Consider the following 12,463-nt stretch of genomic DNA (forward strand, 5'->3'; position numbering starts at 1 on the left):
GAGCCCGGCTTTTTTCATGCATGCGGATCGGATTAGCCGACGATTTCGGTGCCCGAGAACCAGTAAGCGATTTCTTCGGCAGCGGTTTCCGGTGCGTCCGAACCGTGAACCGAGTTTTCGCCGATCGACAGAGCGAATTCCTTGCGGATCGTACCAGCGTCTGCATTTGCAGGGTTGGTTGCGCCCATGACTTCGCGGTTCTTGGCGATTGCGTTTTCACCTTCGAGAACCTGAACGATCGTCGGGCCCGAAGACATGAATTCGGTCAGTTCGCCGAAGAAAGGACGGTCCTTGTGAACAGCGTAGAAGCCCTGTGCTTCACGCAGGCTCATCCAGACGCGCTTCGAAGCGACAACACGCAGACCAGCTTCTTCAAGCTTGGCGGTGATTGCGCCGGTCAGGTTGCGGCGGGTCGCGTCGGGCTTGATCATGGAGAAGGTACGTTCGATTGCCATTATGACACCTTGTTTGCTGGGAAATTTTAGAAAAGTGAGGCTCTATACCGTCGATAGGCTTAATTGCCAAGAGGCCGCGCCGTTTCGAGCATAATCTTATCGATCCTCGTCTCACTCCAGTCGGATTATGCTTTAGAGCACATCCGGTATCGCCTAGCAGCTTGAGACGGCAGAAATTTGAAGGCATAGATAATGCCATTCTGATTCAGGCTGTCGGGTAGCGGGGAATTGTATGGAACAGCATTTTCAAATGTTTGCGTGGTATAATCGCTGGGCCAATGAACTGCTCTATGCCGCCGCCGCCGATCTGAGCGACGAGGAATACCGGCTCGATCTCGGCCTGTTTTTCGGCTCGATCCATCGCACGCTCAACCATCTTCTGGTTACAGACCGCATCTGGATGAAGCGGTTTACCGGCGAAGGCGACCATCCAAAGCAGCTCGACGCTATCATCACCGACAATTTCATCACGCTGCGCGATCTGCGCCACGCAGAGGATGAACGCATCTGTCGCTATACCGACGGATTAAACGCCGACAAGCTTGCGGGGCGCTTTACCTATACAACCGTCTCGGACATGCGCACGATGAGCCAACGGCTTGCACCGTCGCTGGCGCATCTGTTTAATCACCAGACCCACCATCGCGGCCAGATCCACGCAGCCTTGACGCGGCTCGGCACAGACGCCCCTTCGCTCGACCTTTCGCAATTCCAGCGCACGGAAGGCGGCCGTCGCTTCGCCTGATTGATGTTGATACTTGCGGAAATGCGCAGAGCCGTGCAAAAGCCAGTCCATGCTTATTCTCGATGACATTTCCGTCCGCATCGCCGGACGCCTTCTGATCGATCATGCCAGCGTGACGCTGCCTGCCGGATCGAAGACCGGTTTCGTCGGTCGCAACGGCACGGGAAAGTCCACCCTGTTCCGGGTCATCACCGGTGATCTCGCGCCTGAAACGGGCAGCGTGTCGGTGCCGAAGAACACCCGCATCGGTCAGGTGGCACAGGAAGCGCCCGGCACGGAAGAACCGCTGATCGAAATCGTCATGAAAGCGGACAAGGAGCGCGCGGCGCTTCTCGACGAAGCCGAAACGGCGACCGACCCGCATCGCATTGCGGAAATCCACACGCGGCTTGCCGATATTGACGCCCATTCGGCGGAAGCGCGCGCAGGCGCGATCCTGTCTGGTCTCGGTTTCAATGCCGAAGCGCAACGGCGTCCGGCCTCCGCCTTCTCCGGCGGCTGGCGCATGCGCGTAGCGCTCGCTGCGGTTCTGTTTTCCGAACCGGACCTGCTGCTGCTCGACGAACCGACCAACTATCTCGATCTTGAAGGCGTGCTGTGGCTGGTCGACTATGTGAAGCGTTATCCGCACACCGTCATCATCATCAGCCATGATCGCGACCTGCTGAATTCGGCCACATCGTCGATCATGCATCTCGACCAGAAGAAAATCAGCTTCTGGCGCGGCAATTATGATCAGTTCGAGCGTCAGCGGCACGAAATGCTGGAATTGCAGCAGAAGGCGCATGCCAAGCAGGAAGCGCACCGCAAGCATATGGAATCCTTTGTCGAGCGGTTCCGTGCCAAGGCCACCAAAGCCCGGCAGGCGCAATCCCGCCTCAAGGCATTGCAGAAGCTGAAACCCATCGAGCTTTATGTCGACAGCCATGTGCAGCCCTTCAGTTTTCCGGATGCGGAAAAGAAGGCCGCCTCGCCCATCATTGCGCTGGACCACGCCGATGTCGGCTATGTGCCGGGCGAGCCGGTGCTGCGCAATGTGACACTGCGCATCGACAATGATGACCGCATCGCGCTGCTCGGTTCAAACGGCAATGGTAAGTCCACACTGGCCAAGCTGATTGCGGGACGGTTGAAGCCAGAAAACGGCACGCTGACCATCTCGCCCAATCTGAAAGTGGCCTTTTTCGCACAGCACCAGATGGACGATCTGGTGCCGGAAGACAACGCCATCGAGCATGTGCGCAAGCTGATGCCGACCGAGCCGGAAGCGAAAGTTCGCTCTCGCGTGGCGCGGATGGGGCTTTCGACGGAAAAGATGCTGACGCCTGCAAAGGACCTTTCCGGCGGTGAGAAAGCGCGTCTGCTGATGGGGCTTGCGACCTTCCACGGCCCGAACCTTCTGATCCTCGACGAACCGACCAACCATCTCGATATCGATAGTCGTGAAGAACTGGTCCACGCGCTCAACGCCTTCAACGGCGCTGTCATCCTGATCGCGCACGACCGCCATCTGATCGAAGCCACCATGGAGCGGCTTTGGCTGGTGCGCGAAGGCGGTGTGAAGGCGTTTGAAGGCGATCTCGATGAATATCGCCAGATCGTTCTGGCCGACGCCAAGGGCGAACCGGCTTCCGAACGCGACGAAGGCCCGAAGGTCAATAAAGCGGAGCAGCGCAAGCTTGCCGCGCAGAAGCGCGAAGCCATGGCGCCTTTGCAGAAAAAGATCAAGGAAACCGAGAGCTTGATGCAGAAACTGCAGAAACAGATTCAAGCTTTCGCCAATCAGCTGGAAGACCCGGCGCTTTATGAGAAAGAGCCTCAGAAAGCCATTCGCATCAACAAGGATATGAGTGATGCGAAATCCGCACTCGCGAGTGCGGAAGAAAAATGGCTGGAGCTTTCATCGGAATATGAAGAGGCGATGGCGGATTAACGCACATCCCGAAAAGTGTGAAACGGTTTTCGGAAAAGATGAGCGTCAAACAGAGAATTAGAGCGCCGATCTGATGCAATCAGATCGAAACGCGCTCTAAACCCGCCATCACTCAACCGAGAAACCCAAGAGCGAACACAATCGCCAGCAGCACCCATCCGACGATGCGTGCCCAGACTGGCAATGGCCTTGGCGCGAACCGAACCACCAGAACCGCGAAAATAATGGTCAGGATCGGGAACCCGAAATAGATTGCGGCGTAACCGCTCGATCCTTCAAAAGACGAACCGAAAACGCCCAGCCGCTCAAGCGGAAACAAGGCGATAAATGCCAGCACAGCCGACAGAAGAAGCAGAAGCAAGCGGTCTGTAACGGTGCGAACGAACTGCATGGCTCAGCTCTGTCGGCGCAGTCGGGTGCGCATCAGGCCGTAAACGCCCAGCACGCCCAGAACCAGACCGATGGTCGTAAAGGTTTCATCCGGCGTTTCCGCCCCACGGCGCAGAACCAGATCGGCCTTCGATATCTGCAGGCCGTCCGTATTGCCCTGCACGAGACGAAACGCATATTGGCCCGGAATGACCGGATCGATATCGCCTGCACTCTGGCGCAGCGGCGTTCCATCCTGCGGGCGATCCGTATTGATCGAGCTGCTGTTGGACACGAAATCGAGCCCCTGCGACAGAACCGGCTGGCCATCGCGGCTGACGGCAAGCGTCAGCGCGGACCGACGTTCCGCCGGGACATAGCCGGGCAAAGGCGTGGCATCAATGAAAACGCGCACCGGCGCATCGCCAGCCTCAAGTCGCACTTGCTGCACCTTGAAGCCGCTCTGGCGATTTTCCAGCATCGTCCAGCGGCCGATCTCGCTGCCGGTGAAATGGCGCATATACCAGGGATAGCCCAGACCGAGCCCGACGCCCGCCACGATCATCGCAACAAAAACCGGACGCATCAGGCTTTCCGCTCCCAGCGGCGATCAGGCGTCTGCTGCCAGTAAGTCAAATCGTGATTCTCCGCCTTGAAGGCTTTCCATTGTCCGCGTGCAATATCGAGCTGGTCCTGATCGTGACCGTCGAACATGACCACAAGCCGTTCATAATTGCCGACCTGCTCCAGCCCCGCGCCTTCCACCAGAAAGCGGACAGTTGCGCCATTGGCATTGTTTTCGGTCGTCGTCAGCAGGACAGGCTGCTGGTCCGGGTGTGGTTCCGCATCGGTGCCGTGGGCAACGAAGGACGTGTCGGAAAAGGTCCACAACAGATTATCCAGCGCATCGCGTCTCTCTTCGCTGACGGTCTGCACCGTCACGCGCCAGCCGCGCCCAAGCGACCGCTCGACGAGACCCGGCAGGGCTTCGTCGAGTGTCGATTCCGTCAGATGGTAGAACAGGATTTCCGCCATGCACGTCCCAGAACTGTTTGGGAAGCGGGGCGGAGAAAATGATTCACATTTCCGCCCCATCTTCTTGTTTCCAAAAGAGTTTAGCTCTCGAAATGATCGCGGACAAGGCGGTCGAGCAAACGCACGCCATAGCCGGACGCCCAGGTCTGGCTATATTCGTTTGCGGGTGATCCCATTGCCGTGCCTGCCACGTCGAGATGCGCCCAAGGCGTTTCGCCCACGAAGCGCTTCAAAAACTGCGCAGCAGTGATCGAGCCCCCGTAACGACCGGCACTGTTCTTCATATCGGCGAATTTCGAATCGATCATCTTGTCGTATTCGGCGCCAAGTGGCAGACGCCACAGCTTCTCGCCCGTTGCCTGACCGGCATCGTAAAGCTGGTCTGCCAGCTCATCATCGTTCGAGAACAGGCCTGCATGATACTGGCCAAGCGCCACCATGACCGCGCCGGTCAGCGTAGCCAGATTGATAATGAAACGCGGCTTGAAGCGATCATTGGTGTAATGCAGCGCATCGGCCAGAACCAGACGGCCCTCGGCATCGGTGTTGATAACCTCGATGGTCTGGCCAGACATAGTCGTGACGATGTCTCCCGGGCGCTGTGCATTGCCATCGGGCATGTTTTCCACAAGGCCGATCACGCCAATCGCATTGACCTTGGCCTTGCGTCCGGCAAGCGCACGCATCAGGCCCGTCACGGCAGCAGCGCCGCCCATGTCGCCCTTCATGTCTTCCATGCCGCCAGCCGGCTTGATGGAAATGCCGCCCGTGTCGAACACGACGCCCTTGCCGACAAAGGCGACCGGCTTTTCTTTGCCCTTTGCACCCTGCCATTCCATGATGACGAGACGTGGCGGACGCACCGAACCCTGCGCAACACCGAGAAGCGCGCCCATGCCGAGCTTCTTCATTTCCTTTTCGCCGAGGATCTCGATTTTAACACCGAGCTTCTCAAGCTTTTCCGCTTCTTCGGCAAATTCCACTGGTCCCAGCACATTGGCCGGTTCATTGACCAGATTGCGTGCCTGAATGACGCCCTCTGAGATGGCTTCCGCTACTTCGAAGGCCTTCTTCGCGCTGTGCGTATCAGCAACATTGATGGTGATCTTCGCAGCGTGTTTCGGTTCTGCGTTTTCCTCGTTCTTGCGCGTCTTGTAACGGTCGAACTTGTAGGAGCGCAGGATCATGCCCAGCGCGACGTCAGCCGCTTCATCACCGGCAATCGTCGTTTCCGGCAGGGCCAGCGTGACCGTCGCGCGTTCTGATTTGCCGATTCGCGAAAATGCCGCGCCGCCGATCTTCAGCCAGTCGTCATTTCCAAGCTTGCCGGGCTCGCCGACGCCGACCAGAACGATCTTGTCGATGCCGCCAGCCGTCGTTTCGATTGCTTCAGCGGTTTTGCCCAATGCGCCGGTGAAATCGGAGATTTCGAGGATGCGCGCAATCTTTTCCGCTCCGCCGACGGCCTTTGCCGCTTCTTCAGCGAAGCCTCCGCCTTTGGCAACCAGAACGATGGCTACGCCTTTTTCCGGTGCTTCAAACTCGCCGAAAGAAATCGAAGGACGTTTAGACATGATAACTCCAAACCGATGGCCCATTGATAAATGACACGATTGTGTCGCGACTTTTCCCCACTCATGTGAGACGAATATGGCGAAACAGCAAGGGTGCAAGCCCTTCCTTATCAGTTTTGCGTTAACTTGGGCGAACCGTCATCAAATGCAATCGATATCCTGGTCACACCTCGGTCTTTTCATTCAGCAGTTGCGCAGAAACATGTTGCCTCAGGCAGTTCAATCCTTTTAACAGACGGGAGCTAGCGCCAGCGCTTCGCTTTTAGTAATCTGTTAACTGCGTTTATTCGGGCAATCTTAGCCAAGCGGCATTAGATTAAGTTCATTATTGGGAGTGCCGTTCCATAATTGTGAACGGGCTCCTTCAACGGAACCGGGATGTAGACTCCACCTATGCGATTGATAGAGTTGTACATCCTGCGCCGCGTGGCGATCATGTTCCTCGCTGTGCTGGGCGCAGCGGTGGGCATTACGTGGACGGTGCAGGTGCTTCAGCGCATCGACTTTCTGACAACCAGCGGCCAGACTTTTCAGACGATCATTCAGTTCAGTTCGCTTTTGATCCCGTCTGCCATTCCGCTGGTGATGCCCTTTGCGCTGATCATCGCCATCACGCAGACACTTTCGACGATGAACCAGGATTCCGAGCTTGTCGTCATCAATGCATCCGGTGCGCCCCGCAGTGCGGTGATGCGCCCGATCCTGATGCTGGCCGCCGTTATTTCCATCGTTTCGTTTCTGGTCGCCAATTATGTCGATCCCTATGCGCGCATGAACATGCGCGCCATGATCGCCAATGCCAGCGCAGACCTCGTCAATCTGATCGTGCAGGAAGGCAGCTTCCGCAAGCTTGCCGATAATCTCTATATTCAGGTGGCTGAGCGCCGTGCCGATGGCAGCATCGGCGGTCTTTTCATCGCCGATTCCCGCGATCCGTCGCTTGATCTCATCTACTACGCAGCCGATGGCGGCATCGCCACGACGGATACCGGCGCCAATATGCTTCTGATGCAGAATGGTGAAGTGCAGCGCCGCAGCGTTTCCGATGGCACGGTTTCGATCATCAAATTCGATTCCTACGCATTCGATCTCAGCCAGTTTGCGTCCGCTGGCGACGATTTCGTGATCTATGCGAAAGACCGTCCGCTGTCTTATCTGCTCAATCCAGATCCAAACGATCCGATCCTGCAAACGCGCCCGCTCCGTTACAAGGCGGAGTTGCATCGTCGTTTGACACAATGGCTCTATCCGGTGGTCTTCGCCATGATCGCGCTGGCTTTTGCTGGCGATTCCCGTTCGCATCGTGAAGCGCGCGTTTCTGCATCCTTTTCGGCCATCAGTACTGCTTTGCTCGTCTATTGGGCCGGGTATTTCGCCTCCGACCGCGCCGACAAGGAAGAAGCCTATATACTCGTCATGTATCTGGTGCCCATCGCCGTCATGCTCGTAACCGGCTTTGCGCTGGCGACCGGGCGCAGCATCGGGCTGCCCAGCAAGTGGAACGACCGGATTCTCGACAATTTCGATCGCCTCAAGCAGATCATTTCCGATCTTTATGATCGCGTGATGGGCCGCTTCCGCGGCAATGCGGGAGGTCAGGCATGATCGGCTGGACACTTGGTCGCTACTTCTTCACGCGTTACGTGCAGATCACCTTCTATTTTCTGCTGGGCATTTTCGCGCTTTCGATGCTTCTCGACTTTACCGAGAACGCCAGCAAACTTTCAAATCTGCCTGATTACACGGTTTGGGCAGCGCTTGGCATTTCGGCCATGCGCGTGCCGTTCATCATGCAGCAGATGATTCCTTTCGTGGCGCTGTTCTCGGCCATGGCGACACTGATTTCGCTGAACCGCAAATATGAGCTGGTCGTTGCGCGTTCAGTCGGCGTTTCAGCCTGGCAGTTTCTGCTGCCAGCCTGCCTCGGCGCGCTGCTATTCGGTGTCGCAACGATTTTCGTGCTCAATCCGCTCGCCGCTTATGGTTTCTCCAAGGCTGAAGAAATCGCGGCAACGTGGAAAAACGGCAAGACTACCGACGTTTCGGCACTGCGCGATCCCTGGCTTCGCCAGAAGACCGATGAAGGTGAAACCATCATTGGCGCAAAGAGCATTCTGGATCAGGGCGCGACGCTGGCCGACGCGACTTTCATCCAGTTCGACAGCCAAAAGAATATCAGCGTGCGCTACGACGCCCGCACCGCACAGCTGATGGATGGTCATTGGCAGCTCAACGACGTGACGCGATTCGCGCGCGGCGAAGAGCCCAAGAAAATGGCCAGCTTTGCTATCCCTACGCAGCTGCGTCCGGAATATGTCGAAGAGAAGCTCGCTTCTCCCGATACGATTCCCTTCACTGAATTACGACACAAGATCGAAGTTGCGCGTTCATTCGGCTATTCGGCAAACGCATTTGACATGCAATACCAATCACTTCTGGCATTGCCTGCGCTGCTGATGGCGATGACTCTCATTGCTGCAACAGTGTCCCTGAAATTTGTGCGCTTCGGTCAGTCCGGTGCGATGATTCTGGGTGGCGTTGTTGCTGGCTTCATGCTTTATGTCGTTTCGGTACTGGTCAAAGCATTCGGCAATGCGGGATTCGTTCCGCCGTTTGTAGCTGCCTGGGTTCCTGTGATTATTGCGACATTCTTTGGTGTCTCCTTTTTGTTGCATAAGGAGGATGGTTAGTGGGTTTGAGTAACACCCGCATGGTATTGCCCCATCTGCTCTCACGCTTCTCGCGTGGGACGGCGTTGGCGTGCGTCCTTGCTTTGCCTTTCATTTCTGTCGCAGTCATGCCCTCGCCCGCTTTGGCGCAGGAGGCACTCGGAGCCAATTACAAGAGCGATCCGAATGCCCGGATGCTTCTGCAAGCCGATGAGCTTGTCTATGATCGCGATGTGAACACCGTAACCGCTCAAGGTCGGGTCAAGATCGAGTATGACGGCAATCGCCTTGTCGCAGATAAGGTGACCTATAATCAGCAGACCCGCCGCATGACCGCGACCGGGAATGTTGAGGTCGTCGAACGTGACGGCAACAAGATCTATTCCGATCATATGGATGTCACCGATAGTTTCCGCGACGGCTTTGTGAATGGCCTGCGCGTCGAGACGACGGACAATACACGTTTTGCCGCTGAAAGCGCCGAGCGCAGCAACGGTGAAATCACAACATTCAATAATGGCGTCTACACGGCTTGCGAAGCGTGCAAAAAAGACCCCGACAGGCCTGTTCTGTGGCAGATCAAGGCCCGCAAGATCATCTGGAACAGCACCACGAAGACCGTGCGTTTCGAACGCGGCCAATTCGAATTCCTCGGCATGCCGCTGGCATGGTTCCCTGCCTTCGAAATGGCTGACCCGACGGTCAAGCGCAAGAGCGGCTTCCTGTTCCCCGGCTTTGCTTACAAGGACGATCTGGGCTTCGGCATCAAGAATTCCTATTTCTGGGCTCTTGCACCGAATTACGACGTGACCCTTTCGTCGACCTATTACACGAAGCAGGGCTTCCTGAACGAAGCCGAGTGGCGTCATCGTCTGGAGAACGGCACCTATAATCTGCGTATCGCAGGCATGCATCAGGCCAAGCCCGGCGAGTTCGATGTCGCGACCGTTGATCGCGATGTCGACAATCGCGGTATGATCGCTTCGAAGGGCGATTTCGAGATCAATTCGCGCTGGCGTTACGGCTGGGACGTCATGGCCCAGAGTGATCGCAACTTCAGCCGTACCTATAGTATCGAAGGATACAATGCCGGAACGCAGGTTTCGAAAATTTACCTGACCGGCATCAACAATCGTAATTACTTCGATCTGAATTTCTATCGCTTCAATGTGCAGGAATCTCTCCTGCCTAACAACGAAAGTGAGATTCATTCGAAGCAGCCTTGGGTTTTCCCAAGTCTGGACTATTCCTACACGCTGCCTGAACCTGTCTATGGCGGCGAATTGAACATCAACACCAATCTGCAAGCGCTTTATCGCGAGAATTCGAATTTCGCGACGCGTGTGGGTAATCAGACATTCTATCCACGTATTCCCGGTTTTGCTGGAACAAGCGCTCGTTTGACCAGTGAAGCGGAGTGGAAGCGCACTTATATTACGCCGTCCGGCTTGGTTATCACGCCCTTGCTCGCCTTGCGCGCTGATGCAATTGGCACGAATACCAGTTTAGATACCAATATGAGCGAGTATACGGCTGCCGTGGTACGCTCCGAAGCGCTGCGGGCAATGGCCACGGCGGGTCTCGAACTGCGCTGGCCGATCCTGTTCTCGACGACCAGTTCAACGCATATCATTGAGCCTATTGCGCAGATCTATGTGCGCAACAATGAGCGTTATGCCGGTGAATTGCCAAACGAAGACGCTCAGAGCTTCGTGTTTGACGCGACGAACCTTTTCTCGCGCGACAAGTTCTCTGGCTATGACCGCGTTGAAGGCGGCACGCGCGCCAATCTTGGCTTCCGCTATTCTGGAAGCTTCAGCAACAGCGACTGGTCGCTGTATGCCTTGGCTGGCCAGTCATTCCAGCTTGGCGGTCTGAATTCCTACGCCACGAGCGACTTCGTAAATGTTGGCGCAGATTCGGGCCTAGACAGCGCTCGCTCTGACTATGTCGCGATGATCGGCACGTCCAATTCAACCGGTCTGGCACTGGCCGCACGTGGTCGTTTCGACAAGGACAGCCTGTCCGTGCGTCGTGGCGAACTTGAAGTGCAGCAGAGCTGGAAAAAGCTGACACTGACAGCGCAATATGCCTACATCACACCGCAGCCGGCCTATGGCTATAACGATCTGCGTCAGGAAGTGACCGGTACGGCTTCGGCGAAGGTCAACGCCAACTGGCGCGTGTTCGGATCTGGTACCTATGACCTTGTGTCCAGCACGCTGGTCCGTGCGTCATCTGGCCTTGCCTATGACGATGAGTGCTTCACCTATATGATGGCTTACACGCAGACACGTAATCCGGGTGAGGACAAGGCATCGCACGGTATCGGGTTCAATATCTCGCTGCGCACGCTCGGCGACATCGGCAGCGGCAACCAGACCTTCTAAAATTTATGACCGGAAACATATTCTTTTGTTTCCGGTCATCTGTGCTCTGGGACATTTCGCATAGAAATCGTCTTCTCCAAGAAATTGCGATTTCGTTCAGTAAGCAGCCCTCAATCGTCTTGTAAAATGCGCGAGGGTCATTGTTTCGCCGCACTGCCTCCTCTATACAGACAGCACTATAGTTGGTTTCCGATACTCTTGCGGCTCGATGACAAGCATATCCGAAACCGAATGAACACATCCGGTGACGGGTTTCGTTCGCCGACCGCAAGGAAATCGGGAAACAAGATGATGTTTGCAAGACCTCTTTTCGCCTCCCTGTTAAGCGCGACTGTCTGCCTGACGGCGCTCGGCACGGTTGCACTTCCCTCTTCGGCTTTTGCCGCTGGGGAAGGTGAGGTTAAGGTTGTCGTATCCGGCAATGCCATCACCAATGGTGATATCCAGCACCGCGTGGCTTTTTTGAAGCTGCAACGCAAAGGCGGTAATCTTGCCCAGCTCGCGCGTCAGGAACTGACTGACGAAATGCTGAAGCGAATCGAGATGAAGAGCCGCAACATCAGTGTCTCTGATCAGGAAGTCGATCAGGCCTATGCGGGCTTCGCGTCCCGCAACAAGATGACCCTCGCCCAGATGAACCAGGTGTTGAATCAGGCAGGCGTTACGCCGGACCACTTCAAGAAATACATCATGGTCCAGATGGGCTGGGGCCGCCTCGTCAGCGCTCGCTTCCGTGCAACCGGCATGGTCAGTGAGCAGGATGCCGTACAGCGCATGCTGAAGGATGGCGGCAAGAAGCCAGTCGCAACCGAATATCATCTCCAGCAGGTGATTTTCGTTGTCCCGACCTCGAAGCGATCTCCTGCACTTCTCGCGAAGCGTCGTCAGGAAGCCAATGCGCTTCGTTCGCGCTTCCAGAGCTGTGACGCCACGCGCCAGCAAGCTAAGGGCATCATCGATGTGACCGTCCGCGATCTTGGACGTATTATCGAACAGCAGCTGCCGGGCGAATGGGCCAAGGATGTGAAGGCAGCCGGCGTAGGACGCACGACACCGCCGCACGATACCGAAAAGGGTGTCGAGTTCCTCGCAGTCTGCGCCACGCGCCAGCTGTCGGACGACCGCGTCGCCCAGCTCGTTTTCTCCATGGAGGGAGCGGACTCGCCGGAAGGTCAGGAAAAGAAGGCTGACGCGCTCTCCACCAAATATCTGGATGAGCTGCGCAAGAAGGCCACCATCGTTAATCGCTAAAATTCCGGCGGCAGCAACGCTGTCGTTCAGGATAAGGCAATG

The 12,463-nt window shown here is 56.4% G+C and carries 11 protein-coding genes; 6 read left to right on the forward strand and 5 right to left on the reverse strand.

Going from position 1 to position 12,463, the window contains the following annotated elements; translation table 11 throughout:
- Positions 1-32: 32 nt before the first annotated feature.
- Complete coding sequence (gene ndk, locus FHW00_RS16950; RefSeq protein WP_109368676.1) at positions 33-455, reverse strand: nucleoside-diphosphate kinase; 423 nt, start codon at positions 453-455, stop codon at positions 33-35.
- Positions 456-687: 232 nt separating this feature from the next.
- On the opposite strand from ndk, the gene FHW00_RS16955 reads away from it, so the two are divergent.
- Entirely contained in the window at positions 688-1,200 is a 513-nt protein-coding gene (locus tag FHW00_RS16955; RefSeq protein WP_078340741.1) for a DinB family protein, read from the forward strand.
- 49 nt (positions 1,201-1,249) lie between these two features.
- Positions 1,250-3,133 (forward strand): ABC-F family ATP-binding cassette domain-containing protein, encoded by a 1,884-nt coding sequence (locus FHW00_RS16960; protein WP_078340740.1) that lies wholly within the window; start codon positions 1,250-1,252, stop codon positions 3,131-3,133.
- 112 nt (positions 3,134-3,245) lie between these two features.
- Here FHW00_RS16960 and FHW00_RS16965 read toward each other — a convergent pair whose 3' ends face one another.
- The 4 genes from FHW00_RS16965 to FHW00_RS16980 all read right to left on the reverse strand — a co-directional run bounded on the left by FHW00_RS16965 (position 3,246) and on the right by FHW00_RS16980 (position 6,111).
- Positions 3,246-3,524, reverse strand: coding sequence for a hypothetical protein (locus FHW00_RS16965; protein WP_078340739.1), 279 nt, complete (start codon positions 3,522-3,524; stop codon positions 3,246-3,248).
- A gap of 3 nt (positions 3,525-3,527) precedes the next feature.
- Positions 3,528-4,088 carry a type IV secretion system effector BspB gene (gene bspB / locus FHW00_RS16970; protein WP_078340738.1) on the reverse strand — a complete coding sequence of 187 codons (561 nt, stop codon included), beginning with the start codon at positions 4,086-4,088 and terminating at the stop codon, positions 3,528-3,530.
- Complete coding sequence (locus tag FHW00_RS16975) at positions 4,088-4,537, reverse strand: DNA polymerase III subunit chi (protein WP_078340737.1); 450 nt, start codon at positions 4,535-4,537, stop codon at positions 4,088-4,090. Before FHW00_RS16975 ends, bspB begins: the two co-directional genes overlap by 1 nt.
- A gap of 80 nt (positions 4,538-4,617) precedes the next feature.
- A complete protein-coding gene (locus FHW00_RS16980) occupies positions 4,618-6,111 on the reverse strand; it encodes a leucyl aminopeptidase (RefSeq protein ID WP_078340769.1) in 1,494 nt (497 codons plus the stop codon).
- 393 nt (positions 6,112-6,504) lie between these two features.
- Here FHW00_RS16980 and lptF point away from each other — a divergent pair, with 393 nt between their 5' ends.
- The 4 genes from lptF (at position 6,505) to FHW00_RS17000 (ending at position 12,421) form a co-directional block, all read left to right on the forward strand.
- A complete protein-coding gene (gene lptF / locus FHW00_RS16985; RefSeq protein ID WP_078340736.1) occupies positions 6,505-7,716 on the forward strand; it encodes an LPS export ABC transporter permease LptF in 1,212 nt (403 codons plus the stop codon).
- Positions 7,713-8,801 (forward strand): LPS export ABC transporter permease LptG, encoded by a 1,089-nt coding sequence (gene lptG, locus FHW00_RS16990; protein WP_078340735.1) that lies wholly within the window; start codon positions 7,713-7,715, stop codon positions 8,799-8,801. The genes lptF and lptG overlap by 4 nt, the downstream gene beginning before the upstream one ends.
- A gap of 20 nt (positions 8,802-8,821) precedes the next feature.
- Positions 8,822-11,170: an LPS-assembly protein LptD gene (locus FHW00_RS16995; RefSeq protein WP_078340734.1), complete on the forward strand. Its 2,349-nt coding sequence runs from the start codon at positions 8,822-8,824 to the stop codon at positions 11,168-11,170.
- Positions 11,171-11,458: 288 nt separating this feature from the next.
- Positions 11,459-12,421: a peptidylprolyl isomerase gene (locus tag FHW00_RS17000; protein ID WP_078340733.1), complete on the forward strand. Its 963-nt coding sequence runs from the start codon at positions 11,459-11,461 to the stop codon at positions 12,419-12,421.
- Positions 12,422-12,463 lie beyond the last annotated feature (42 nt).

The organism is Ochrobactrum sp. P6BSIII (genome assembly GCF_014138065.1).
Lineage (GTDB): Bacteria > Pseudomonadota > Alphaproteobacteria > Rhizobiales > Rhizobiaceae > Brucella.

Excerpts from the sequence above, each read along its gene's own strand:
- ndk (WP_109368676.1), bottom strand. The coding sequence starts at position 455 with ATGGCAATCGAACGTACCTTCTCCATGATCAAGCCCGACGCGACCCGC.
- FHW00_RS16955 (WP_078340741.1), top strand. The coding sequence starts at position 688 with ATGGAACAGCATTTTCAAATGTTTGCGTGGTATAATCGCTGGGCCAAT.
- FHW00_RS16960 (WP_078340740.1), top strand. The coding sequence starts at position 1,250 with ATGCTTATTCTCGATGACATTTCCGTCCGCATCGCCGGACGCCTTCTG.
- FHW00_RS16965 (WP_078340739.1), bottom strand. The coding sequence starts at position 3,524 with ATGCAGTTCGTTCGCACCGTTACAGACCGCTTGCTTCTGCTTCTTCTG.
- bspB (WP_078340738.1), bottom strand. The coding sequence starts at position 4,088 with ATGCGTCCGGTTTTTGTTGCGATGATCGTGGCGGGCGTCGGGCTCGGT.
- FHW00_RS16975 (WP_078340737.1), bottom strand. The coding sequence starts at position 4,537 with ATGGCGGAAATCCTGTTCTACCATCTGACGGAATCGACACTCGACGAA.
- FHW00_RS16980 (WP_078340769.1), bottom strand. The coding sequence starts at position 6,111 with ATGTCTAAACGTCCTTCGATTTCTTTCGGCGAGTTTGAAGCACCGGAA.
- lptF (WP_078340736.1), top strand. The coding sequence starts at position 6,505 with ATGCGATTGATAGAGTTGTACATCCTGCGCCGCGTGGCGATCATGTTC.
- lptG (WP_078340735.1), top strand. The coding sequence starts at position 7,713 with ATGATCGGCTGGACACTTGGTCGCTACTTCTTCACGCGTTACGTGCAG.
- FHW00_RS16995 (WP_078340734.1), top strand. The coding sequence starts at position 8,822 with ATGGTATTGCCCCATCTGCTCTCACGCTTCTCGCGTGGGACGGCGTTG.
- FHW00_RS17000 (WP_078340733.1), top strand. The coding sequence starts at position 11,459 with ATGATGTTTGCAAGACCTCTTTTCGCCTCCCTGTTAAGCGCGACTGTC.